The following is a 23,294-nucleotide window of genomic DNA, read 5'->3' as shown; positions in this document are numbered from 1 at the left end:
GATTACTCCTCTTGTGATGCTTCGACAGATCGAACCGTTTCCATCATCCAATTCATGTTCTGGCGCATCGCATTTTGTTCTGTTATCGTCGACAGTTTTGTGCCGCCGGAACTCACTACGAGCTCGTATCGCTCATCGGCAATTTCCCTAACTGTTGTAAAACCGAAACGCCCATGATGGCTGAACTTTTCATCCACAAGCCATGTTTCTTCTGGCATGGCTTTTTGCAAGTCATAATAGAATGTGCTATCCGGTGCTTCGTTCGGATTGAGGGATAATGCGAATGCCTCGTTTCCACGTGTCAGTAATAAGTTGTAATCGTCCGAAGGATCCTGCAGTTCATAGCCTCCTGGAACGTAAAGGTCTGTACCGCCTGTCGATTCATTCGGTTCAGGCGCCGGCTCTTCAAACACTGCCCGTGCACTGGAGACCCCTTTCATCAATTCATCCTGCGGGCTTTCCATACAACCGGCCAAAACGAGCACCGATGAAAAAAGCGCCATATGCACTCCCAATCGACGCACAGCTTTTCCCCCTCTTCATTCTCCTTGAACCATGTCCCCTTCACGCGGTTCAGGAATATGCCTATTTGGACTGTTTTTTCTTTTCTAGCTATATTTTAAAGATGTTTCCAGGCACATGCAACTTAATCGCTGTTTGCTTGCCATTGGCCGAATAGCAAAATGACAACTTGAGCAAACATTTCGACGCGGTTCAATTTGCCAGCTGTCAAAATGCCGATCGCGCCTTTGTGTTGCCGTATGCCTATTTCCTGAGCATAATTATCCATAACCGGCCCTAGTTCTTTACCTGCTCTCAGCGGCTGTTCGATGGCATCGGGCAATGGGACTTGTGCTCCTGCAGCTGTAAACAACTTGCCGTCGGCCGTTGCGAGTGCACCCCAATTGCATAAATATAATTTCCCTTCCAGTTCATAGACACCGCCTTCCAAACCGATCGCCATATCGCAGCCTCCGAGTGTATGCTGAGCCCTATTGATTGCACCCGTTCTTGTTTCTTCAATCGAAAAAGGCTGTGCCGATACCCCTGACGCTGACTGTAGAGATTCAAGCTGTGCTGGAATGGCCATTTGCTCGAGCGCTAGCGCGACGGCATCGATTTTAGCCGGGTTGGTTGAAGCCACACAAATATGCATCGATAATCCTCCTTAAGCAGGTTTGCTTTTCCCGCTAGATTTTCTCCAGATGAAAAGCGGCCCGCGGGCCGCTTTTTTAAACGTTCTGTTTTATCGTCTCGATGGTGGAACGGTCGGTTGCTTTGACCAACTTCACCAACAATTCTTTTGCTGCCGCGTAATCGTCTGTATGGATGATGGACGCTGAGGTATGGATGTAACGTGAGCAGATGCCGATAACGGAACTTGGAACGCCCTCGTTTGCTGTATGCACTCTTCCGGCATCTGTGCCGCCTTGCGAAACAAAATACTGATACGGGATGTTATGCGTTTCCGCCGTATCCAAGATGAATTCGCGCATGCCGCGGTGAGTCACCATGCTGCGGTCGAGAATGCGCAGCAGCGGCCCATTTCCGAGCTGGCCAAACTCATTTTTGTCCCCTGTCGCATCGTTCGCCGGACTCGCATCGAGTGCGAAGAAAATATCCGGCTGAATCAAATTGGCAGCCGTCTGTGCTCCGCGCAAACCGACTTCTTCCATAACGGTCGCTCCGGAGAACAATTGGTTCGGCAACTCTTGTCCATTCAATTCCTTCAATAGCTCAATCGACAAACCACAGCCGTAGCGGTTGTCCCAAGCTTTTGCCATGACCTTTTTATCATTGGCCATCGGCGTAAATGGGCTGAACGGGACGATTTGTTGGCCAGGGCGGATGCCCATCGATAATGCATCTTCTTTGTCATCGGCACCGATGTCGATGAGCATGTTCTTGATGTCCATCGGCTTTTTGCGTGTTTCCTCATCCAATAGATGTGGCGGAATCGATCCGATGACGCCAGGCACTATACGGTCGCCTGCAACGATATCGACACGCGTTGCCAACATGACTTGATTCCACCAACCACCAAGCGGCTGAAAGCGCAGCATGCCATTGTCGGTAATTTGCGATACCATAAAGCCGACCTCATCCATATGGCCTGCCACCATGACGCGCGGGCCATCTTCAGGGCCTTTTTTTACGCCGAAAATACTGCCGAGATTGTCCTGTATAATCTCATCCGAATATTTTTCTAGCTCGCTGCGCATAAACTTGCGGACAGCATGTTCGTTGCCTGGTGCTCCCGGCAGTTCAGTTAAGGTTTTGAATAATGCCAATGTATCTTGATTCATTATGAGTTCCCCCTTGGTAAATTATGTACGTGTCTCCTCTATCAGTTTAGAGCTTTTCGCCCCTTTATGCCAGTTCAGATAATTCGCATAACGAAATATTTTGGGCGTTCTAGCTTCAGTGCGTGAATCTTTCTGCTTTGTGGTACAATTTAGCCAGAATGCAGAGGAGGGATTTTTATGAAAAATCGTGATTTGCTTATTGGATTTGCTGCCGGCGCAGCCGCAGCGTATATCGCTAAAGAAGTTTACGAAAACAAACAGACGCTTTATCCGGCCGATGATGTGTTGAAAAAAGTCAAACAATCTTTCAAAGAGGAAGGTCCGATTGACGGCTCATGGATCTTTATGAAAACGGAGCCTTATAGCCAGCACGCGGTAACGACCGACGTGTACAAAGGCGGCATCACGCGCCACCGCGAAGATGCACTCGAGCAATATGAATTTTTAGCGGATGCTTATACCGGAGCGGTCGTGGAAGTCACCAAATCCTAGCATCCGACAGTCTAAATAGAAAAAACGCCCTGCAAAACTGCAGGGCGTTTTTTCTATTCAAACACTTTTTCTTTACGTTCAAGTGCATCGACAATTTGCTTGCCATCATCATTCCATTTGATGAGTCGGTAAAACGCATCATGATAAAAGCTGAAATAATAATTGCCGGGCAAGGCTTCTTTCATAAGCTTGTCTTTGGCATGGATCGAGTCCATCGGATAGTCATCAAATGCCAGAACCCAAAGCGGGCTTTGATGGGCATGGGTCGGCATAATATCGCCCATATGAAGGATGGTCTCTCCATTTTGCTCGAGCTTGATGACGCTATGGCCGTTGGAATGGCCGCCAGTATGGATTATCTGAATGGCACCGAATAATTCCACAGTGTCCGTAAAGGTTTCCACTTGTCCGACAATCGGCTCCCAATTTTCAGTCCAATACGTATTGCGTGAACGGATATTCGGATTTTGCATTTCGTCCCATTCAATGGCCGACACATAAATCTTCGCATTCGGAAAAGCGGAAACATAAGCTTCGCCCTGCTTTTTCGTCAAACCCGCTGCATGGTCACCGTGTAAATGAGTCATGAGAATCGTGTCGATGTCTTCTGCAGCCAATCCAAGTTCAGCCAAGTCCTCATCTACGCGCGATTCTTCCGAGACGCCTAAATTGCGTTTTTGCCGATCACTCAGTTTGCCATTTCCAAGTCCGCTGTCGATAAGGATATTGTGGCCGCCAAACTGCACCAAAATCGGATGGGTCGGCAGTTCAATCTGGTTCTGCTCGTTGGCAGGATAGCGCTTGGACCACACCACTTTCGGCACGACTCCAAACATCGTCCCCCCATCAAGCCAAGTTGTTCCCCCGTCCAACCAAGCCAAGTTCATATCGTGAAATTGAAATTTGTGCATACAGACTCCCCCTTATGAGTTAATGCGCCGCTTGGAATTTCGCCTCCAGCCGGTAAATCGGCTGGCCTTTTTTCGAAAATTTTTCTTCGTATTCCGTCATGATGTTCCATTCGGGTTCATTGGCGTGAAGATCCAGCGAGACATCTTTCAATAACATACCATATTCCGAAATACTAATGAGTGAATATTCAAAAAGACCGCGGTTATCGGTCTTGAAATGAACTTCCCCACCTGCCGGTAAGATGGCTTCATACAACTTCAAAAAACTTTCATGTGTTAAACGTCGCTTGGCATGGCGCGTTTTCGGCCACGGATCTGAGAAGTTCAAATAAACACGGTCGATTTCCCCAGCACTAAAAAATGATTCGATTTCTTGTGCATTGACTCTCAATAAGCGCAAGTTCGGTATTCCACCCGGTGTATCGAGCACTCCTTGCAATCCTGTGACGATAACGCTATCGAATAATTCAATTCCGATATAATTAATATGCGGATTGGCTTTAGCCATGCCGAGGATAAAGCGGCCTTTCCCGCTGCCTGCTTCAATATGGATCGGGTTGTCGTTGCCGAATTCTTCATGCCATTTTCCTTTGACCGTTTCTGGCTGAGGAATGATAATTTCCGGATGGGCGTCGATCAAATCCGCTGCCCATGGTTTAAATCTTGATCTCATGTAACATACATCCTCTTTCTTATTGTAATTTTGCTTGCCGCCATTTTTCTTCCGCTACCCGATACGTGAGTAGTTTATCGGCTTTTGTCAGGCCGGCGTCATCACCATCGACATGACGAGGAACCGCGTGGCCAGTCGACAGTGTAAAACTTGCACTGCTCAGCTGCACGACTTCTTGAAATCGCGTATGGCTTCCGCTGAATACCGTACCAAAAACGGCCAATAGTTTCAATCTCGATAAATGGTGGACGACCGTCAACTCCAAAACGCCATCATCTGCTTTCGACTGAGGCGATATTTTCATGCCACCCCCGAAAAAAGGCTGGTTGCTGACGGTTGCAAGCCACACTCTATCGAAGTTCACAATTTCTCCGTTCGACTCCACCGTCAGCTGAAATGTCCGGAACGTCATCAGCGTCGACACTACGAATAAAAAATACGATAGTTTGCCGAGCCGGATTTTATTGAGCCACTGTTTGATACGGGAACGGTTGACCGCTTGTGCAACCGCTGCATCAAAACCGATGCCCGAACTGCTAGCGAACAATTGGCAGTTGTGGCCCAGCACTTCCCCAATATCCGTATCTTGTGTCTGTGCATGTTGCACATACTGCTGAATTTCCTCCGCGCTGTAAAAACAGCCGTATGCCCGTGCAAAATCGTTGCCGGATCCCGCCGCTATGGAAGCGACGATCACATGTTTTGATCCGGCCGCAGCCGCAGCAATTTCACGCATCGTGCCGTCGCCTCCAAAGCCGATCACCAATATGTCCCTCCCCCGTGCCTTGAACGCTTCGACCAGCTGCAGCGCATGGCCAGGATACTCGGTGACGTATTGTTCGTATTCAAAATCGATGGTTTTGGAAAATCTATGCCAAGCCGATAATGCCGCGCCGTTTCCAGCTTGGGGGTTGATGATGAAAATAATATTCATATCGATTTTCTGCACAGCTATGCCTCGCCTTTCAATGGGTATGTATGAATTTCTACATAACGTGGATTTTCACGCGGGTGGATTCTAAACAACGAGAACGACTCGACTGAAAACTTCAGCTTTTCCAATTGCAGTCCCTTGCTAAAAAGGCCGCCGTTCCAGCGGCTTGCGAGCGTGATATGCGGGACGAACGGTTTCAGGTCGGTCGTCAGTTGCAGGGAAGCGAGGCGCCGCTTGACATCTGCTTGCAGCTCGAGCAATTCAGGGCTTTCCTTAAGCGCCGCATAGACGATTCGCGGCGTCTCGGGATTGCCGAAGGTTTTGACGCCGACGAGCTCGAGCTGGAATTTCCCTTGCCGAATATCGCTTAAACGCTCCACAATTTCCGGCAATTCTCCGAAACGGTCTTCCCCAATAAACAATAAAGTAATATGCATATCAACGGCCGGCGTCTTTCGTTTATGGGTCGTCAATTCCCAGGAATCCCTCGCTTGTGCGATGTGTTGTGCTATGTCAGCAGGGATCCGGATTCCGATAAAATAATGCGTGCTCATGTTTTCACCTCTATTCAGTTTACCAATAAGTTGTGCGCAATAAAATAGAGGCCGGCAGATTGCCGGCCCCACTTTAATATGAGTGCAGAATTCAGGAAATGACGCCCAATTTTATCCGCGCTTCAAATGCTTGCTGTAACTTGCGTGTCATTTTGCCAGGAGTACCGTTTCCGATTGTGTGGCCTGAAATTTCAACTACCGGCATGACTTCTGTAGTCGTTGAAGACATGAAGAACTCATCCATTTCCAGCGCTTGTTGTTTCGTAAATGGCTCTTCAACCACTTTGATGCCGAATTCTTCGCAAATTTCCAAGATGACACGTCTGGTGATGCCGTTTAAAATCAAATTAGTCGCAGGATGCGTATAAACCACTCCGTCTTTGATGCCGTACATATTTGAGGAAGATCCTTCCGTCACCGTATCGCCGCGGTGAAGCACTGCTTCAAAATACCCCTCTTCATATGCTTGCTGCTTTGCCATTACGTTGCCGAGAAGATTCAAGCTTTTGATGTCGCAACGAAGCCAGCGGACATCTTCGATCAATGTTGCTTTTACACCTTGCTCCATGAATGCAACGGGACGCTCCACAGATTTCGTGTAGCCGACCACGACAGGCTCCACATTGACAGGGAACTGATGGTTGCGTTCAGCTGCACCGCGTGTAATTTGTACATACACTTGGCCATTGTCGATGCTGTTCATTTCGACCAGGTCGTGCAGCATCTTGTGAAATACATCTTTCGTATAAGGCACAGTGATGCGGATTTTTTCAGCACTTTGGTAAAAACGGTCGATATGTTCGGTTGCCGTGAACAAATCCCCTTCGTACACGCGAATCACTTCGTAAATGCCGTCTCCGAATTGATAACCGCGGTCTTCTTTTGAAATTTCCAAATCTTGTTCTTTTACAATTTCCCCGTTAGACAAAATCCATTCCATTCCAATTCCTTCTTTCCTGTATTTATTTGCAAGCCAATTGATAAATAGCTTCTGCATATATGGCTGTTGCTTTGATTAAATTATCGATATCGACAAATTCGTCGGCCTGATGTGCAATGTCCGGCTCGCCGGGAAACAGCATCCCGAATGCGACGCCTTTATCGAGCACGCGTGCATAAGTGCCTCCGCCGATCGCCAGTAGTTCTGCAGTGTTTCCTGTCTGATTTTCGTAAACCTGTTGCAATGTTTTGATGAACGGATCATCCGCATCCACATGATGGGGCTTAGAATTAGATAAGATATCCACCTTGACTCCATCAATTTGATGGCCTTCCATCATGTCATCAAACGGACAGCTGACCGAATATCGCATGCTGACACGAAGCGTGGCTCTTTCTCCAGTTTTATAGCGCATAATCGCCGCATTGAAAGTGGTATCCCCCGAAGCTCGATCTGAATAATGAAGTCCGAGCTTGTTGCCGCGTGAATCGCCATCGAAATAATGAACGATAAACTCTACAAATCGTCCACCGACGCCCGTAACGCGGCCTTTCAAAAACTTGGCAAGCAAGATGCCGGCATTGACGCCCGCGTCCGGCTCCATGGCGTGTGCTGATTTTCCGGACAAGATCAACAGCACCCCGTCCTTATCCGGCTGGCACTCGCCTGGAACGCCTTCAGTTCTGCAAAACTCTACAAATTGCGCTTCTAGTTGCTTAGGATCGACGGCCAAGCGTGCGACGGCTCGGTCAGGCACCATATTGGTCCTTTCCCCCGAAGTGAACTCCAGCAATTCGGCGTGTTGCGCAGAATCGAAAGTATATTGAATATCCGCGATGCCTTTTTCCGCATTGATAATCGGGAAATCCGCATCCGGCGCAAATCCGATATCCGGCATTTCTTCCATCTGGAAATAGCGCTCCACACAGCGGAAGCCGCTTTCCTCATCCGTGCCGATGATCAACCTGACGCGCCGCTTGAAATCGAATCCGGCATCTTTGACCATTTTGAGCGCCATCCAAGCCGCGATGGTCGGGCCTTTATCGTCGATGGCACCGCGGCCATAGAGCTTGCCATCAGCAATTTCACCGCCAAACGGATCTTTCGTCCAGCCGTCGCCAGCAGGAACGACATCTACATGGCCGAGAATCCCGAGAAGTTCTTGTCCTTCTCCGATTTCCAAATGGCCAGCGACATTTGCGACGTTCTTCGCTTCAAAACCTGCCTGCTTGCCTTTCTCCAAAAACCAATCCAGCGCTCTTTTGACTTCTGTTCCATAGGGAGCGTCAGGTCTGCTATCTTCGCTTAGGACACTCGGGATTGCAATCAGTTCCTGCAATTCACTAAGTAGTTCGAGTTTACGCTGCTGTGCTTGTTGTTGCCAATCCATGCCTCACACTCCCTTTTGTTATGGCTATTGTACACCTTTTTCAAAAAATTTAAAGAATAGCTGGTTAATTTCCAAGAAAACTTTTTATTTCACTGACATTAAGTTCACGTAAAGAAACCCAAAATCATGGAATTTAGAAAGTTTTTCCGATATAATCAAATTGTCAGACAAGTCAAATTGACGGATATTCTAAAAAAGGAGCTGTCTACCGCTATTATTCCTTAATTGCTGTATACACCATACTCACGCGTCCGCTAGTCTTTGCCATTGGTACTAAAGATGAAGGAGTGGTTCTTAACTTATGAAACCCACAACTGACCGCATGCTCATTCGGATCAAGGACATGTATAAGTACATTCTCGAGAACGGGACTGTGACGACACAGGATCTGGTCGATGAATTCGGCATCACTCCTCGCACCATTCAAAGAGATTTGAATGTGTTGGCCTTTAACGAACTGGTCACAAGCCCAGTCCGGGGCAAATGGACAACGACGGAGAAGAAAGTCAAAATGACATCCTGAAAACAAAGAAAATGACCGCTTAGGCGGTCATTTTCTTTGTTTTAATTTAGATAGCTCTTGTTCAGTCAATTCGCGGTATTCCCCGAGTTCAAGCTTTTTGTCCAGTTCGAGCGGCCCCATCGACAAGCGTTTTAAATAAACCACTTGTTTTCCGATACTCTCAAACATGCGCTTGACTTGGTGGAATTTTCCTTCCGTTATGATCAATTCGATTTCGGATTCTTCCTCGCTTTGTAAGATGTGCAGCTGTGCAGGCTTTGTCTCGTAACCATCATCCAGCACAACGCCTTGTTTGAATGCTTCAATATCTTCATCCATAACGGGGCTGTCGATTTTCGCATAATAAGTTTTATCGACATGCTTTTTCGGCGACAGCAACTCGTGAGCCAATTTGCCGTCGTTGGTGATCAACAGCAGCCCTTCCGTATCTTTATCGAGGCGCCCGACCGGAAACGGCTCGAAGCGCTGCTCGTCTTCTGTCAGCAAATCGATGACCGTTTCATCGAAGCGGTCTTCTGTCGCTGAAACGACGCCCGGTGGCTTGTTCATCATGATATAGATAAACTCACGGTAGACGACCGGTTCTCCCGCCACCGATACGTCATCCACGTTTTCATCGACATGAAACTTTGGATCGCGCACCGTTTCGCCGTTTACTTCGACTGCTTTTCCCTTGAGCAAAAGCTTGACTTCTTTTCGCGAGCCGAATCCTGAATTCGACAATAATTTATCAATTCTCATGTTATTTCCTCCTAGAAGCCGAAGCGTCTTGTAATGCGCGTAATTCTCGCGCCGAGCAGCTTCTGGGCAAGCCCTGTCTTCAAGCTGAGGTATCCGTAGACAATAGCGCCTACTCCGCCAATCAGGATAATGCGGATCATCGACAGGAATTTATTGTCCATGCCGATCACAAAATCCAATCCGTTCATGGCAAAATACACAGCGAGCGCCATAATGGCATTCAATATGAGGATGAGGATGATCCGGCGAAACACCATTTTCGAACGGTAATTCATCGTTTTCGAAATGATGATCATATTCATTGTAATCGCCACTACATAGCCGATGATCGTCGCAGCAATCGCGCCATCCGTCTCGAACCACATAATCAGCGGCGTATTCAGCAATGCTTTCAAGCCCAGGCCTATCAGCAAGTTGATGATTATCCATTTCTGTTTATTGATGCCCTGCAAAATAGAGGCCGTCACAGGAAATGCGGCAAACAGAATCGCAACCGGCAGATAATGCGACAGAATCTCAGAGCCGATATCGCTCACTTGGTAAAAGACGTGATAAAGCTCATCCGACAACATTGTCATGCCGATAACTGCGGGCAAGGTCAAGAACAAGATCAGCTGGAACGACTGGTCCAATGTTTTTGTCACTTGTAGGTGTTCATTGCGCGTGAAATGCTTAGTGATGAGCGGAATAAGCGCCATCGAAAACCCTGTCGCGAGCATAACTGGAATCATGACCAATTTGTGAGCGGTCATATTTAAAATCCCGAGCAAATCCGTCTCCATTATGTTATTCCCTGCTGCCATTGCCCGGTTGAACGTCATCAAATCGACGAATTGAAACAATGGATTGGCAATCCCGAGGAAAATGACCGGCACGGCATACAACAGGATTTCACGATACATATCACGCAAGCGCACATCATACGATTCAACCGATGTTGCGAGCAGATGATTGTATTCGGGCTTCTTTTTGCGCCAGAAATAATAAAGCGTCATTAGTCCGCCAAGAGCTCCGATCGCGGCCGATAAGACCGCAAATTGAATCGCGGTTTTCGGTGTTCCCCCAAAAATATAAATGACCGCAAATGCGCCGCCGAGCAGGAAGATGATGCGGACAATCTGTTCGACCAACTGTGACACGGCGGTCGGCATCATGTAATTATAGCCTTGGAAAAAGCCGCGCCATAAACTCATGAACGGCACCACGATCAACGCGAAGCTGACCCAACGGATGGCATCGGCAATGTCGTCCACCGAATAGATCAACTCATCTTCCGAGATGGTAATGCGCGCCAATGGTTCTGCCAACCAGTAAAGTGCTAAGAACGAAACAAATCCGGTGACGAGCATCGTCAATAAGCCTGAACGCAACAATCGCCTGCCGGTTTCATAATCGCCGAGCGAATTGTATTTCGCCGTGAATTTTGAAAAAGCGATCGGCGCGCCGGAAATTGCGAGAGCGAGCATCAAGTTATACGGTATGTATGCATATTGGTAAAGACCGATATTGTCTGCTCCGACCATGCTGTAAAACGGGATGATATAAATGACGCCGAGCACTTTCGACAAAAATAAACCTAAAGTTAAAATGGCTGTACCTTTAATTAATGAGGACATTTTGCACTCCCTGACTTTATTCGAAATAAAAAGCAATCTACACGATAGTTTACACCTATAGACAAAATTACTCAACGTGTTTTGACTCATCGTGTATACTGAAAAGAAAAACGAAAGTGAGTTTTTATTATATGTATGACATCATCATTATCGGCGGAGGCCCATCCGGCTTGATGGCCTCGATCTCCGCTGCATCGAATGGCAAGCGCGTGCTGCTGGTCGAAAAAGGCAAAAAGCTCGGAAAGAAACTGATCATCTCCGGCGGCGGCCGCTGCAACGTAACGAACCGCCTGCCGTTAGAAGAAATCGTCCGCCACATTCCTGGAAACGGCCGTTTTATGTACAGCCCTTTCTCGGTTTTCAATAACGAAGACATCATCCAGTTTTTCGAAAATCTGGGTGTAGCGCTAAAAGAAGAAGACCACGGGCGCATGTTCCCGGTGTCTGACCGCGCGCAAGACGTCGCCGAAGCGATGTTCCGTGAAATGGATCGTCTCGGTGTCGAAGTCAAACTCGACTCGCCTGTCAAAAGTTTGCTGATGACCGACGATAAAGTGACCGGCATCCGCCTTCATTCCGGAGAAGAGTACCACTCCCTGGCCATCGTCGTTGCAGTCGGCGGCAAAGCCGTTCCGCAGACAGGGTCAACAGGCGACGGCTATCCTTGGGCAGAAAAAGCGGGACACACCGTCACCGACCTGTATCCGACGGAAGTTCCTTTATTATCAAATGAACCGTTCATTAAATCGCGCGACCTGCAAGGGCTTGCCCTGCGCGATGTTGCAGTCACCGTTCTCAACAAAAAAGGCAAGTCGCTCGTGACCCACCAGATGGACATGTTGTTCACCCATTTCGGGCTGAGTGGCCCTGCGATCTTGCGCTGCAGTCAATACGTCGTCAAGGAAATGAAGAAAAACGGCGGCCAAGAGGTTACCATGCGCATCAATTCCATGCCGGATGACAATGCCGAATCAGCTTTTCAGCTGCTTCATAAGCTGATGAAAGACGAGCCGAAAAAAGCGTTGAAAAATGTCTGGAAAAGCTTGGCACAGGAACGCTGGTTGCTGTTCTTGATGAACCGTGCGGGCATCGACCCGCAATTGACCGGTGCGGAGCTTTCATCCGATAAAGTCCGTGCGCTGGCTAATGAAATGACGGCGTTTACGATGACCGTTTCCGGCACGCAGCCGATCGAGAAAGCGTTCGTCACGGGCGGCGGTGTGTCTATCAAGGAAATCGAGCCGAAGACAATGCATTCGAAGAAAAAGCCGGGCTTGTTCTTCTGTGGCGAAATCCTCGACATCCATGGCTACACCGGCGGCTATAACATCACCTCCGCTCTCGTCACTGGACACGTCGCAGGAAAAAACGCAGCCGAATTTGCTGCTAATTATCAAGTCGAAAGCCCCATTGCCTAAGCAATCGGGCTTTTTTTATGGACTAAAAAGTGTTGTGACTGCGCTTCTTAAGATAAAACGGAATTAAATCAGTGTGAGGTTGCATGTGGAAATATTTCTGAGTATTGATTTGAGTTTTGTTTTGGTATTCGCCGCCGGGCTATGGGTTGGCCTCTTGCAATAAGCCAGGAAGACCACTTGTCTTATTGCATCGGCTCACCCTTGGCGCTAGGCGGCTGGGCAACTTCATTGTGTGAAGATTGTTTAAGCAGGTCTACTTCTGTATCCAGTTGCCGGCTAGTGGGGAAATCGCTTCCCGATATGAAGCATCTGACTGACCAGTCCTTGAATTGGAAAGATTGTTATTTAATTTAGCGGTTGAAGACTGATGTCACTTCATTCTCTGACCTGGTTGAAGCGAACTTCAAAATATGATGCATCTCCACACCTTCTAATGAGTGAACTAAAGAAATTAATCTCCAGTCTAAAACTAGAGACGGAGTGGAAGGGGGCTGACTCCTGAGGGACCGCGCGGGCTGGCGAGACAAATGTGCCGCGCTCTTTGGCACATTGGCTCAACACCCGCCCCTCGGAAAGCAGCCCCCTGCAATGCAGTCGAAAAGCGGAAGCTTTTCCTCTCACTTTTCTAGAATTCACTCTTCCAATCTCAAGGATCTTTAAAATTCACTGCTCTATTGGTATTCAATATGAAGAAAAGCCGCCAGGAAGATTTCACTGGCGGCTTTCATTATTTATCCTACAACGATATTAACCAATTTCCCTGGAATGGCGATGACTTTTCTCACTTGCTTGCCTTCTGCCGCTTTTTGGACGTGTTCGTCAGCGAGCGCCGCTTCTTCCAGCTGTTCTTTCGTGCTGTCTTTTGCAACGACCAATTTGCTGCGCACTTTGCCGTTCACTTGGACGACTATCTCGACTTCATCATCGACCAGTTTCGACTCGTCATATGTCGGCCACGCTTCGTACGTCACCGTTTCGCTATGGCCCAGTTTGTTCCACAGTTCTTCGGCTAAATGCGGCGCAATCGGCGACAGCAGCTTGACAAAGCCTTCGATATATTCTTTCGGCAAGCTCTCCGCTTTATATGCTTCATTGATGAACACCATCATCTGTGAAATTGCGGTGTTAAAGCGCAGGCCGTCAAAGTCTTCGGTCACTTTCTTGACCGTCTGGTGATACACTTTCTCCATCGCTCCATCATTGTGCTCTGTGACTTTACCCGAGATCGAACCGTCTTCGATCAATAAACGCCAGACACGGTCAAGGAAACGGCGCGATCCGTCAAGGCCATTTGTCGACCAGGCGATGGACGCTTCGAGCGGCCCCATGAACATTTCATACATGCGCAGCGTATCCGCTCCATGGCTTTCGATGATCTGATCCGGATTGACGACATTGCCTTTGGATTTCGACATTTTCTCGTTGCCTTCGCCGAGGATCATTCCTTGGTTGAACAATTTCTGGAACGGCTCTTTTGTCGGCACGACGCCAAGGTCATACAGCACTTTGTGCCAGAAACGCGCATACAATAAGTGAAGGACAGCGTGTTCCGCTCCGCCGATGTAAACGTCGACCGGCAACCAGCGTTTCAACAGCTCAGGGTCCGCGAGTGCTTCGTCGTTCGTTGGGTCGATAAAGCGCAAATAATACCAGCAGCTTCCGGCCCATTGCGGCATCGTGTTCGTTTCGCGGCGGCCTTTCATCCCGGTTTCCGGATGCGTGACATTAACCCATTCTTCGATATTGGCAAGCGGCGATTCACCTGTTCCGCTCGGCTTGATGTCTGTCGTGACCGGCAATTCGAGCGGCAAGTCTTTATCGTCCACTGGTGTCATTGTGCCATCTTCCCAGTGGATGATCGGGATCGGTTCGCCCCAATAGCGCTGGCGGCTGAACAGCCAGTCGCGCAGGCGATACGTGATTTTCTTCTCGCCGACGCCTTGTTGCTCGAGCCAGTCAATCGCTTTTTTGATTGCTTCGTTTTTAGTCAATCCGTTCAGGAAATCGGAGTTGATGAGTTCCCCGTCGCCTGCATACGCTTCTTCAGCGACATTGCCGCCAGAGACGACTTCGACGATCGGCAGTTCGAATTGCTTGGCGAATTCATAGTCACGCTCATCATGAGCTGGAACGGCCATGATGGCACCAGTTCCATATGTCGCAAGAACGTAGTCTGCGATCCATAGCGGCATTTTTTCTCCGCTCACCGGATTGATGGCATAAGCACCGGTAAAGACGCCTGATTTATCTTTTGCTAAATCAGTGCGCTCCAAGTCACTTTTCGTTTTCACTTTGTCGATATACGTTTCGACAGCTTCCCGCTGTTCGTCTGTTGTAATGTCATGCACCAATTTATGTTCCGGTGCCAAAACAGCATAAGTTGCACCGAAAATCGTATCCGGGCGCGTCGTGAATGCTCGGAATGAATGCTCAGTGCCGTCAATTTTGAATTCAAGCTCCGCGCCTTCTGATTTGCCAATCCAGTTGCGCTGCATATCTTTTAGGCTTTCCGGCCAGTCGAGTTCGTTCAAGTCTTCGAGCAAACGATCGGCATATTCCGTAATCCGCAGCACCCATTGGCGCATTGGGCGGCGTTCGACCGGATGTCCCCCGCGCTCGGATAGACCATCGATGACTTCTTCGTTCGCCAGCACCGTACCAAGAGCCGGGCACCAGTTGACGGCCACTTCATCGACATACGCTAAGCCCTTGTTATAAAGCTGGATGAAAATCCATTGCGTCCATTTATAATAGTTCGGATCGGTCGTGTTGATTTCACGGTCCCAATCATAGGAGAAGCCAAGTTCCTGGATTTGGCGCTTGAAGGTCTCGATGTTTTTCGCGGTGAATTCCGCTGGGTCGTTGCCGGTATCAAGTGCGTATTGCTCAGCCGGCAAACCGAATGCATCCCAGCCCATCGGATGGAGCACATCAAAGCCTTGCATGCGTTTTTGGCGGCTTAAGATATCAGTTGCCGTGTAGCCTTCCGGATGCCCTACGTGAAGTCCGGCACCTGATGGATACGGGAACATATCGAGTGCATAGAATTTTTCCTTGCCCGGTGTATTTTCTGTTTTGAAGGTTTTATTTTCTTGCCAATGCTGCTGCCACTTCTTTTCAATTTCTTTGTGATTAAAAGACATTTCCTTTTTTCCTCCTCTAAATACAAGCGGATGTCCGCATGCCTTGCGTAGTTTCCAGCAAAATAAAAAACCCCGCCCCTTAAAATAAGGGACGGGATTTTTCCCGCGGTACCACCCAAATTAGCGATTCCTCGCTCAACTTGATTCCTTAACGCGGAAAACGGCGCAATCACTGCGCAGACTCCAAGGCGAGTTCAAACGTTCTGCATGCCGGCTCGCACCAACCGCCGGCTCTCTGTGCTGCATAAACGTCTTATTATTCCTCTTCACGGCCATTTGCTATTAGTTTCATTTTAGCTGAGCCCCTGTTTTTATGCAATAGCTCAGTGTACTTTCACGCTGTCTGTGTTCAGTTTGGCGTCTGTTGCAGCGACCACATCGTCAACGGTGTAGCCTTCGAACACTTCTTTTAAAACCAGTCCGGAATCGGTCACTTCGATCACTGCGCGTTCCGTGATGATCAAATTGACGACCGCTTTACCGGTCAGCGGCAACTCACACGCTTTCTTGATTTTCGCTGAACCGTCTTTCGATACGTGGTCCATGATGACGATGACTTTCTTCGCCCCGTGCACCAGGTCCATCGCGCCGCCCATTCCTTTGATCATTTTCCCTGGAATCATCCAGTTGGCCAAGTCGCCGTTTTCTGCGACTTCCATGCCGCCTAGTATCGCGACATCGATATGGCCGCCGCGAATCATGGCAAATGACTCAGCGCTCGTGAAGAATGCGGAGCCCGGGATTGTTGTGACAGTTTCTTTTCCGGCATTGATCAAATCCGGGTCGACTTGGTCTTCAGTCGGATACGGCCCAATACCGAGTAAGCCATTTTCGGACTGCAAGACCACTTGTTTATTATCGGAAATGAAGTTCGCGACCAAAGTCGGCATGCCGATGCCAAGGTTGACGTAATCTCCATCGTTGATTTCTTTTTCCGCACGTTTTGCGATTCGTTCTCTAATAGCCTGTTTGTCCACTGTTGTCCCCACCCTTTCTTAACGCGTCGTCAAACGCTCGATTCGTTTTTCTTGGTCTGCTTGCAATAAGCCTTGCACGTAGATGCTCGGCGTCTGTACATGGTTCGGGTCGATGTCACCGATTTCCACCAAATGCTCGACTTCCGCGATCGTCACTTTTCCGGCAGCTGCCGCCAATGGATTGAAGTTCTGTGCGGTTTTGTTGTAGACAAGATTGCCCATTTTATCCGCAGTGTGCGCACGGACCAGTGAGAAATCCGCTGTCAACGCCATCTCGAGCACATGTTCCTTGCCGCCGAATTCGCGGATTTCCTTGCCTTCCGCGACTAGTGTGCCAACTCCAGCAGGTGTGAAGAATGCCGGGATGCCGGCTCCGCCTGCGCGCATTTTTTCAGCGAGCGTGCCTTGAGGCGTGAGTTCCACTTCGATCTCGCCGGATAGCACTTGGCGTTCGAATTCCTTGTTTTCGCCGACATATGAGCCGATCATTTTTTTGATTTGCTTGTTTTTCAACAATAACCCGAGGCCCCATTCATCGACTCCGCAGTTATTGGAAATGACGGTAAGATCTTTTACCCCTTTATCGACTAGCGCCAGGATCAGCTGTTCTGGAATGCCGACCAGCCCGAATCCTCCAACCATGATGGTGGCACCGTCTTGTATCGGTTCGACTGCCTCTTTAGCAGAATTGTAAATCGGTTTCATCGTACGTTTGCCCCCTCTGCAACATTAACTGAATTTTTATTCAATAAAACGCTTCCATTAACAATTTAACCAAAAGTCTATGGGAAACGCAACAAGGACAATGGGCGCACCATTCGAGTTGACGCCTTTTCGCCTTCTTCAGCGTGTTATAATCTTAGTAAGGAGTGATTTTAATATGAACATAGAATTCCCCTTCCCAAGCGATGGGAAGCGTTATTATACATGGAACCGCCATCTACGCGAGCAGTTCGGCGAAAAGATCATGAAAATCTCGCTGGACGCCGGATTTGATTGCCCGAACCGTGACGGCACGGTGGCATTCGGCGGCTGCACATTTTGCTCGGTCGCCGGTTCCGGAGATTTCGCCGGAGACCGGGTCGACCCGATACCTGTGCAATTCGAGCAGGTAAAAGCGAAAATGCACCGCAAATGGAAAGACGCCAAATATATCGCCTATTTTCAAGCCTATACGAATACCCATGCGCCGATCGACATCATCAAAAGACAATTTGAAGCGGCACTCGCACAGGAAAATGTCGTCGGCATCAGCATCGGTACACGACCAGATTGTTTGCCGGATGAAGTCGTTGAATACTTGGCCGAACTCAACGAACGCACGTATTTATGGGTGGAACTCGGGCTGCAAACCGTCCATGAGCGCACTGCGCGCCTCATCAACCGTGCGCATGATTTTGACACTTATAAAGAAGGCGTCGACAAATTGCGGGCACACGGCATCAATATTTGCAGCCACATCATTAACGGTTTGCCTCTTGAAGACCAAGACATGATGATGGAAACAGCCCGCGCAGTCGCAAAACTCGACGTTCAAGGAATCAAGATCCACCTGCTGCATTTACTCAACGGCACGCCGATGGTCAAACAATACGAAAAAGGCTTAGTCGAATTCATGGAAAAAGATGCCTATATCCACCTCGTCGCCGACCAGCTGGAAATCATCCCGCCTGACATGGTCGTCCAGCGCATCACCGGGGATGGCCCGATCGATTTGATGATCGGCCCGATGTGGAGTACGAACAAATGGGAAGTGCTGAACGGCATCGACGCCGAACTCGAGGCGCGCGGCAGCTGGCAAGGCAAGTATTATGCGGGGAGTGTGGCATTATGACTTTGCAGCGCGTCTTGCCTTTCACCAAATCTTTGCTTGAACAAGCCGTACATGCTGGTGATAGCGTCATCGATGCCACTGCCGGCAACGGCCACGATACGCATTTTTTGGCAGGGCTCACCGGCGATGCCGGAAAAGTTTACGCATTCGACATTCAAAATGAAGCCATTGAAGCGACCAAGCAGCGTACATCAGCATTCCATCATGTCGAATTAATTTGCGACAGCCACGCGAAAATCTCACAATACGTTACGGACCCGATCGCAGCCGCCGTTTTTAATCTCGGTTATTTGCCAAAAGGCGACCATGCCATCATCACCAAAGCTGCAAGCACCTTGCTGGCTCTCGAGCAAAGCCTGACGCTTTTGAAAGCTGGCGGCTTGGTATTGGTCGTCATTTACTCGGGCCACGAAGGCGGCAGCGAAGAGCGCGACGCGGTGATGGATTACGTCAAACAATTGCCGCAAACCTGCTACGACGTCATGAAATATGAATTCATCAACCAACAACATTCACCGCCATTTCTAGTTGCAATCCAGAAAAAACAACAGCGCCAAAAGAAATAATGGCTAATTCTAAAAGAGCAGCGTGCATGTGCACGCTGCTCTTTCACTTATTTCTCGACAGGGCCTTCCAGAACAATTTTCCCAATCGTCTTGCCGGACATCAGTTTTCCGTAAGCTTCTGTCAAGTTTTCCGGATTGATCGGTGCCAGCGTTTCATTGAGCGTCGACTGGATCTTCCCGTTGTCTGCCCACTCCGACAGCTCATTCAATAAATGATGCTGCTCGATCATATCTTCTGTCTGGAACATCGAGCGCGTGTACATCAATTCATAAACGAAGGTCACGCTTTTTCCGAACAAAGCCCGGGCAAGAGGTTTGAATGCAGGCAAGATCGAGCAAATTTTTCCTTGCGGGCGAATTGCTTCGGCCATGCCTGCCATATGGTCATCGGTATTGGTCAGGCAGAAAATATAGTCCACTCCTTCAATATCCAGTTCTTTCAATTGAGGCAGCAATTCCTGGTGATGGTTGATCGTGTGGTGGGCGCCGTGATCTTTGGCCCAGTCGACCGTTTCCTGACGCGAAGCTGTTCCGATCACGGTGAGCCCTGCTAGTTTGGCGATCTGAGTGGCGATCGAACCGACACCTCCTGCAGCGCCGATGATCAGGATGTTCTTGCCTTCATTGTCTCGCGGGTTTTTGGAAATGCCTAAGCGGACAAACAAAGCTTCCATCGCCGTCAATCCCGTTAATGGCAAAGCAGCTGCATGGGCAAAGTCTAACTTCTTCGGTTTGCTTCCAACAATGCGCTCGTCGACTAAATGGAATTCGCTATGGCCGCCTGCTCGGACATGGGTGCCGGCATAAAACACTTCATCGCCTTCTTTGAACAATGAACATTCACTGCCAACGGAAACAACCACTCCGGCGACGTCCCTACCGACGATCGTCAAGGAATCGTCGTCCGGTTTTTTCGAATCACGCGTTTTGTAATCGGTCGGATTCACCGATACCGCCTTTATTTCCACGAGCAAGTCGTGTCCCGTCGGTTCCGGCTTGTCCAATTCCACTGCTTCGAATTCGGGCGGTTGTTCCGTATTTCCAGGTTTATAAAATCCAAGTGCTGTCATTTTCGAATTCAATCCATTTCGCCTTCCTTTCATCTATTCATGTGCCTGTTGTAATTTCTTCTATAATACTGCCGAGATGTCTTCTACGTATGCATCGATGACGACCGGCTGTTTGCTTGCTTTCGCTTTCGACAAAGCGTCTTGCAATTCGGCACGTGTTTTCACCGTATAGCCCTCTCCGCCGCAAGCAATGGCGAACGCGGCAAAATCAATATTAGCAAGATCAACATTGGTTGGCTTATTGCCTGCCATTTTTTGCTCATCTTCAATCAATTGAAGTTTCTGGTTATTGAAGACGACGATGATCATTGGCAGCTCGTATTTCACTGCGGTAACAAAATCCTGCATGCCCATTGAAAATCCGCCGTCGCCGGCGATGACAATGGCTTGCCTATTCGGATAGGCAAGTTTCGCGGCCAACGCACCCGGCAAGCCGCAGCCCATTGTGCCAAGCCAGGACGACAAGACCAGCTTGTGTCCGGTCAGTTGCAAATATTTCGCAGTCCAAATGGTGATGCTCCCGACATCCAGTGAAACGACAGCGTCCCGCTCCATGATGTGCTGGATTTCACCCAGCACTTGCTGGGGTTGAAGCATGTCGGTTTGCTTATCGATATCAGCACGCAGCTTGTCATGCCAAGCACTTCTTTTCTCCTGAAATTGATTCAAAAACCCTGGATCTTTTTCGCCGAGCTGGCTTGTCAACCAGGCAAGCGCTGGCCCGAGTTCCCCGACTACGCCTACCGTAGCTGGATAATACTTTCCGATGACGCGCGGTTCGACATCAATTTGGATGGCAGGCGCTTTGTCCGGCAAATACTCCCTGTACGGGTAGGCTGTGCCGGCCAGGATCACCAAGTCGGCTTGTTTCATCGCCTGTTCGGCCGGTTCTGTCCCGAGTTGCCCGAGCTGCCCGAGGTTATTCGGGTGATCATCGGGAATCAATCCTTTAGCCGGAAGCGATGCAATGATTGGCGCTTTCAGCCTTTCCGAGAATGCCAATACTTCGCCGGGTGCGTCCTGTGCCCCTTTACCTGCCAAGATGACTGGCTTTTTCGCAGTCTCCAATAGCTTCAGCGCTTCCTTCAAATCTTCTTCCGCCGCCCGGATATGCGGAACGGAATACTGCGGCGAGGTCATCTCCTTTTCCCGTTTGATTTTCGTGCTGAATAGATCGTCCGACACAACGAGCACAGCCGGTCCTTTTTCTGCATAAGCTGCCCGTATCGCCTGATTGAGCATATCCGGCAATTGCTCGGCATTTTGCAAGCGGCGGTTATAGACCGATACGTCTTCGAACATCGATTCCAGCTTCAATTCTTGGAACGTATCGGTCCCGACAGAAGTGCTGGTCACTTGCCCGACAATCGCGAGCACCGGAGTCTTGTCTTTTTTCGCATCATACAAGCCGTTCTGCAGGTGAATCGCCCCGGGGCCTGCAATCGACAAGCATACTCCGATATGTCCCGTCAGCTTCGAATAGGCGGAAGCCGCAAGCGCACCTGTTTCCTCATGGCGGATCTGGATAAAGCGAATATCCACTTTGCGCAGTTCTTCCATCAATTCATTGATGGAATCTCCCGGCATTCCGTATATATGATCTACATTCCATTGTTTCAACAGCTCCACTACATGGCTGCCTGCGGTACGGTCAAACATCTGCATTCCCTCTTTCCTTATTTCTGTTGTTTCAACTCTTTATCCCCCCAGCTCATCTGTAAACCTTTTTCTACAAACAAGTAAAAACAGCAGGTTATTAATCAGCCTGCTGTTTCGGAGTGTTGAATAAGTCTTTGATTCACTAAGAATCATATAGACTATTATTTATTCTTCAATTTAAAATCAATGAACTATCTCAGTATTTGGAGAAGCATTTGCTCGTAAAACCTTCTGCTCAATAATGCTACGCATTACATCGCAAAGATAATGCCTCACGTAGTTCGGCTTTATCTTTCCTGTGGGAGCAGCGAGGCGACGGGTTTGAGAGACCCCGCAGGCAATGAATGAGCGAAGCGTAGCTGAGCGCATTCATTTGCGACGCATCTGTTGTGCAGATGTGAGAGCAACGGTTTTAGTGACGAGGAAACACGATTCCCGTCCCATGGAAAGCGAGCGATAAGCTTCGGAAAATGCGATTTTCCGAGTTTCTTGACAACTCGAAAAGGCTGACCATAAGTTATCCTAATACTTTTTTTTCGGACGTTCTTTTAGCCATTTCCTCTGCGATCAATCGGAATGTCGTTAACTTATCATTGAAATCATAGGCGACGGAAACGATCATCACTTCATTGGCGCCATATGCCTCGCCGAGTGCTTCTAATTGGTCCACTACTTGTACCGGGTCACCGACCACCATGCGCCGCCGGTTGTCCGCAACAAGCAGCTTTTCGAATTTCGAATATTCATAAGCCATCGCCTGATCCGGCGGCGGGGTGCCATCGGACGGCATCCCCTGAGCTCCCATGGCAAGCGATAAATCGAGTGATGATGCCACATATTCCGCCTGCTCTTCTGTTTCCTGGCACACCGTAAAAATTGCGAACCCGACATAAGGCTTGCTGTTGCGATGGGGGATAAAGTCTTTTCTGTAGCGCTGAGTGAAATCCTGTCCCCCTTCACCGTTAATGAAATGGGCAAACATATACGGCAACCCTTTCTGCGAAGCAAGTATGGATGAATCTTCACCAGATCCTAGCATCCAAATAAATGGCGCATTGGGCGGAACCGGTGTAGCTGTCATTCCGTGATAGCGGTGCTCAGGCGGAATACTGCCTTCTATATACATGCGCAGTTCATCCAATTGCGCAGGAAATTTTTCCACTTCGCGCATTCGGCCGTTCGATAAGGCAAGCGAAGCCCTCGGCATGCCGCCTGGGGCTCTTCCTACGCCAGCATCAATGCGCCCCGGATACAAACTCTCCAGTAAATTGAAGTTTTCGGCCACTTTAAACGCTGAATAATGAGGCAGCATCACGCCTCCGGAACCAAGCCGGATCGAATTCGTCTGTGCCCCGATATGGCTGATGAAAATTTCGGGCGATGACCCTGCCAATGTTTTCGCATCGTGGTGTTCCGATACCCAAAACCGGGTATAGCCCCAGGATTCAGCGTACTGCGCCAAGCGGACCGTGTCAGCTAACGCTTGTTGTGAGGTTTGGCCTTGAGAAATTGGGGACTGATCTAAAATACTATAGCGTAACGACAAA

General features: G+C 49.0%; 22 protein-coding genes and 1 other annotated feature. Of the genes, 5 read left to right on the top strand and 17 right to left on the bottom strand.

All coding sequences use genetic code 11. The features are described 5' to 3' along the window. Positions 1–2: 2 nt before the first annotated feature. The 3 genes from ACFO5U_RS16565 to ACFO5U_RS16555 all read right to left on the bottom strand — a co-directional run bounded on the left by ACFO5U_RS16565 (position 3) and on the right by ACFO5U_RS16555 (position 2,306). Positions 3–524, bottom strand: a complete 522-nt coding sequence (locus ACFO5U_RS16565) for a hypothetical protein (RefSeq protein ID WP_377280193.1) — start codon at positions 522–524, stop codon at positions 3–5. 122 nt (positions 525–646) lie between these two features. Next, a complete protein-coding gene (locus ACFO5U_RS16560) occupies positions 647–1,156 on the bottom strand; it encodes a DUF84 family protein (RefSeq protein ID WP_377280192.1) in 510 nt (169 codons plus the stop codon). 76 nt (positions 1,157–1,232) lie between these two features. Continuing rightward, positions 1,233–2,306 (bottom strand): M42 family metallopeptidase, encoded by a 1,074-nt coding sequence (locus ACFO5U_RS16555; protein WP_377280191.1) that lies wholly within the window; start codon positions 2,304–2,306, stop codon positions 1,233–1,235. Between the two features lie 177 nt (positions 2,307–2,483). Between ACFO5U_RS16555 and ACFO5U_RS16550 the strand changes: the two genes are divergently transcribed. Next, entirely contained in the window at positions 2,484–2,798 is a 315-nt protein-coding gene (locus ACFO5U_RS16550) for a PepSY domain-containing protein (protein ID WP_377280190.1), read from the top strand. 53 nt (positions 2,799–2,851) lie between these two features. Here ACFO5U_RS16550 and ACFO5U_RS16545 read toward each other — a convergent pair whose 3' ends face one another. The 6 genes from ACFO5U_RS16545 to pepV form a co-directional block, all read right to left on the bottom strand. Then, positions 2,852–3,709: a YtnP family quorum-quenching lactonase gene (locus tag ACFO5U_RS16545; RefSeq protein ID WP_377280189.1), complete on the bottom strand. Its 858-nt coding sequence runs from the start codon at positions 3,707–3,709 to the stop codon at positions 2,852–2,854. A gap of 19 nt (positions 3,710–3,728) precedes the next feature. Further along, the gene (trmB, locus tag ACFO5U_RS16540; protein WP_377280188.1) at positions 3,729–4,382 is read right to left on the bottom strand and encodes a tRNA (guanosine(46)-N7)-methyltransferase TrmB; all 654 of its coding nucleotides are present in this window, start codon (positions 4,380–4,382) and stop codon (positions 3,729–3,731) included. A gap of 19 nt (positions 4,383–4,401) precedes the next feature. Then, on the bottom strand, positions 4,402–5,331 hold the full coding sequence (locus ACFO5U_RS16535) for a diacylglycerol/lipid kinase family protein (protein WP_377280187.1): 930 nt from the start codon (positions 5,329–5,331) through the stop codon (positions 4,402–4,404). A 2-nt stretch (positions 5,332–5,333) separates the two neighbouring features. Beyond that, complete coding sequence (thpR, locus tag ACFO5U_RS16530) at positions 5,334–5,870, bottom strand: RNA 2',3'-cyclic phosphodiesterase (RefSeq protein WP_377280186.1); 537 nt, start codon at positions 5,868–5,870, stop codon at positions 5,334–5,336. A gap of 91 nt (positions 5,871–5,961) precedes the next feature. After that, on the bottom strand, positions 5,962–6,810 hold the full coding sequence (dat, locus tag ACFO5U_RS16525; RefSeq protein ID WP_377280185.1) for a D-amino-acid transaminase: 849 nt from the start codon (positions 6,808–6,810) through the stop codon (positions 5,962–5,964). A gap of 22 nt (positions 6,811–6,832) precedes the next feature. Then, the gene (gene pepV / locus ACFO5U_RS16520; protein WP_377280184.1) at positions 6,833–8,200 is read right to left on the bottom strand and encodes a dipeptidase PepV; all 1,368 of its coding nucleotides are present in this window, start codon (positions 8,198–8,200) and stop codon (positions 6,833–6,835) included. Positions 8,201–8,501: 301 nt separating this feature from the next. Here pepV and ACFO5U_RS16515 point away from each other — a divergent pair, with 301 nt between their 5' ends. Further along, positions 8,502–8,723: a DeoR family transcriptional regulator gene (locus ACFO5U_RS16515; protein ID WP_377280183.1), complete on the top strand. Its 222-nt coding sequence runs from the start codon at positions 8,502–8,504 to the stop codon at positions 8,721–8,723. A 27-nt stretch (positions 8,724–8,750) separates the two neighbouring features. On the opposite strand, the gene ACFO5U_RS16510 is transcribed toward ACFO5U_RS16515, so the two are convergent. Together ACFO5U_RS16510 and ACFO5U_RS16505 are read right to left on the bottom strand one after the other, a co-directional pair. Then, positions 8,751–9,464 (bottom strand): pseudouridine synthase, encoded by a 714-nt coding sequence (locus ACFO5U_RS16510; protein WP_377280182.1) that lies wholly within the window; start codon positions 9,462–9,464, stop codon positions 8,751–8,753. A gap of 11 nt (positions 9,465–9,475) precedes the next feature. Next, a complete protein-coding gene (locus ACFO5U_RS16505) occupies positions 9,476–11,080 on the bottom strand; it encodes a putative polysaccharide biosynthesis protein (protein ID WP_377280181.1) in 1,605 nt (534 codons plus the stop codon). Positions 11,081–11,211: 131 nt separating this feature from the next. Here ACFO5U_RS16505 and ACFO5U_RS16500 point away from each other — a divergent pair, with 131 nt between their 5' ends. Continuing rightward, positions 11,212–12,498, top strand: a complete 1,287-nt coding sequence (locus ACFO5U_RS16500) for a BaiN/RdsA family NAD(P)/FAD-dependent oxidoreductase (RefSeq protein ID WP_377280265.1) — start codon at positions 11,212–11,214, stop codon at positions 12,496–12,498. Between the two features lie 731 nt (positions 12,499–13,229). Here ACFO5U_RS16500 and leuS read toward each other — a convergent pair. The 3 genes from leuS to ACFO5U_RS16485 form a co-directional block, all read right to left on the bottom strand. Beyond that, positions 13,230–15,641: a leucine--tRNA ligase gene (gene leuS / locus ACFO5U_RS16495; protein ID WP_377280180.1), complete on the bottom strand. Its 2,412-nt coding sequence runs from the start codon at positions 15,639–15,641 to the stop codon at positions 13,230–13,232. Positions 15,642–15,725: 84 nt separating this feature from the next. After that, positions 15,726–15,920 (bottom strand) — a binding site (T-box leader). 44 nt (positions 15,921–15,964) lie between these two features. Next, positions 15,965–16,618, bottom strand: a complete 654-nt coding sequence (locus ACFO5U_RS16490) for a 3-oxoacid CoA-transferase subunit B (RefSeq protein WP_377280179.1) — start codon at positions 16,616–16,618, stop codon at positions 15,965–15,967. Between the two features lie 18 nt (positions 16,619–16,636). After that, complete coding sequence (locus tag ACFO5U_RS16485; RefSeq protein ID WP_377280178.1) at positions 16,637–17,323, bottom strand: CoA transferase subunit A; 687 nt, start codon at positions 17,321–17,323, stop codon at positions 16,637–16,639. Positions 17,324–17,498: 175 nt separating this feature from the next. Here ACFO5U_RS16485 and mnmL point away from each other — a divergent pair, with 175 nt between their 5' ends. Continuing rightward, a complete protein-coding gene (mnmL, locus tag ACFO5U_RS16480; protein ID WP_377280177.1) occupies positions 17,499–18,452 on the top strand; it encodes a tRNA modification radical SAM protein MnmL/YtqA in 954 nt (317 codons plus the stop codon). Next, positions 18,449–19,018: a tRNA 5-(aminomethyl)-2-thiouridylate-methyltransferase MnmM gene (mnmM, locus tag ACFO5U_RS16475; RefSeq protein WP_377280176.1), complete on the top strand. Its 570-nt coding sequence runs from the start codon at positions 18,449–18,451 to the stop codon at positions 19,016–19,018. The genes mnmL and mnmM overlap by 4 nt, the downstream gene beginning before the upstream one ends. A 47-nt stretch (positions 19,019–19,065) precedes the next feature. On the opposite strand, the gene ACFO5U_RS16470 is transcribed toward mnmM, so the two are convergent. The 3 genes from ACFO5U_RS16470 to ACFO5U_RS16460 all read right to left on the bottom strand — a co-directional run bounded on the left by ACFO5U_RS16470 (position 19,066) and on the right by ACFO5U_RS16460 (position 23,293). Further along, positions 19,066–20,088, bottom strand: coding sequence for a zinc-binding alcohol dehydrogenase family protein (locus tag ACFO5U_RS16470; RefSeq protein ID WP_377280264.1), 1,023 nt, complete (start codon positions 20,086–20,088; stop codon positions 19,066–19,068). A 60-nt stretch (positions 20,089–20,148) separates the two neighbouring features. Further along, positions 20,149–21,747: a pyruvate oxidase gene (locus ACFO5U_RS16465; RefSeq protein ID WP_377280175.1), complete on the bottom strand. Its 1,599-nt coding sequence runs from the start codon at positions 21,745–21,747 to the stop codon at positions 20,149–20,151. 517 nt (positions 21,748–22,264) lie between these two features. Next, positions 22,265–23,293 (bottom strand): LLM class flavin-dependent oxidoreductase, encoded by a 1,029-nt coding sequence (locus tag ACFO5U_RS16460; RefSeq protein ID WP_377280174.1) that lies wholly within the window; start codon positions 23,291–23,293, stop codon positions 22,265–22,267. Between the last annotated feature and the right edge of the window lies 1 nt (position 23,294).

Origin of the sequence: Planococcus dechangensis, from assembly GCF_042654465.1 — a bacterium.
Taxonomy (GTDB): domain Bacteria; phylum Bacillota; class Bacilli; order Bacillales_A; family Planococcaceae; genus Planococcus; species Planococcus dechangensis.
The sequence above is the reverse complement of the archived record's forward strand: the minus strand, read 5'-3'. Positions and strand labels throughout refer to the sequence as shown.

What these genes read in the sequence shown, in the direction of transcription:
- trmB (WP_377280188.1), bottom strand. Translation starts at nt 4,382, where the DNA reads ATGAGATCAAGATTTAAACCATGGGCAGCGGATTTGATCGACGCCCAT.
- ACFO5U_RS16500 (WP_377280265.1), top strand. Translation starts at nt 11,212, where the DNA reads ATGTATGACATCATCATTATCGGCGGAGGCCCATCCGGCTTGATGGCC.
- ACFO5U_RS16545 (WP_377280189.1), bottom strand. Translation starts at nt 3,709, where the DNA reads ATGCACAAATTTCAATTTCACGATATGAACTTGGCTTGGTTGGACGGG.
- pepV (WP_377280184.1), bottom strand. Translation starts at nt 8,200, where the DNA reads ATGGATTGGCAACAACAAGCACAGCAGCGTAAACTCGAACTACTTAGT.
- mnmL (WP_377280177.1), top strand. Translation starts at nt 17,499, where the DNA reads ATGAACATAGAATTCCCCTTCCCAAGCGATGGGAAGCGTTATTATACA.
- ACFO5U_RS16550 (WP_377280190.1), top strand. Translation starts at nt 2,484, where the DNA reads ATGAAAAATCGTGATTTGCTTATTGGATTTGCTGCCGGCGCAGCCGCA.
- ACFO5U_RS16485 (WP_377280178.1), bottom strand. Translation starts at nt 17,323, where the DNA reads ATGAAACCGATTTACAATTCTGCTAAAGAGGCAGTCGAACCGATACAA.
- ACFO5U_RS16465 (WP_377280175.1), bottom strand. Translation starts at nt 21,747, where the DNA reads ATGTTTGACCGTACCGCAGGCAGCCATGTAGTGGAGCTGTTGAAACAA.
- ACFO5U_RS16505 (WP_377280181.1), bottom strand. Translation starts at nt 11,080, where the DNA reads ATGTCCTCATTAATTAAAGGTACAGCCATTTTAACTTTAGGTTTATTT.
- ACFO5U_RS16470 (WP_377280264.1), bottom strand. Translation starts at nt 20,088, where the DNA reads ATGACAGCACTTGGATTTTATAAACCTGGAAATACGGAACAACCGCCC.
- dat (WP_377280185.1), bottom strand. Translation starts at nt 6,810, where the DNA reads ATGGAATGGATTTTGTCTAACGGGGAAATTGTAAAAGAACAAGATTTG.
- ACFO5U_RS16560 (WP_377280192.1), bottom strand. Translation starts at nt 1,156, where the DNA reads ATGCATATTTGTGTGGCTTCAACCAACCCGGCTAAAATCGATGCCGTC.
- mnmM (WP_377280176.1), top strand. Translation starts at nt 18,449, where the DNA reads ATGACTTTGCAGCGCGTCTTGCCTTTCACCAAATCTTTGCTTGAACAA.
- ACFO5U_RS16510 (WP_377280182.1), bottom strand. Translation starts at nt 9,464, where the DNA reads ATGAGAATTGATAAATTATTGTCGAATTCAGGATTCGGCTCGCGAAAA.
- ACFO5U_RS16555 (WP_377280191.1), bottom strand. Translation starts at nt 2,306, where the DNA reads ATGAATCAAGATACATTGGCATTATTCAAAACCTTAACTGAACTGCCG.
- leuS (WP_377280180.1), bottom strand. Translation starts at nt 15,641, where the DNA reads ATGTCTTTTAATCACAAAGAAATTGAAAAGAAGTGGCAGCAGCATTGG.
- thpR (WP_377280186.1), bottom strand. Translation starts at nt 5,870, where the DNA reads ATGAGCACGCATTATTTTATCGGAATCCGGATCCCTGCTGACATAGCA.
- ACFO5U_RS16515 (WP_377280183.1), top strand. Translation starts at nt 8,502, where the DNA reads ATGAAACCCACAACTGACCGCATGCTCATTCGGATCAAGGACATGTAT.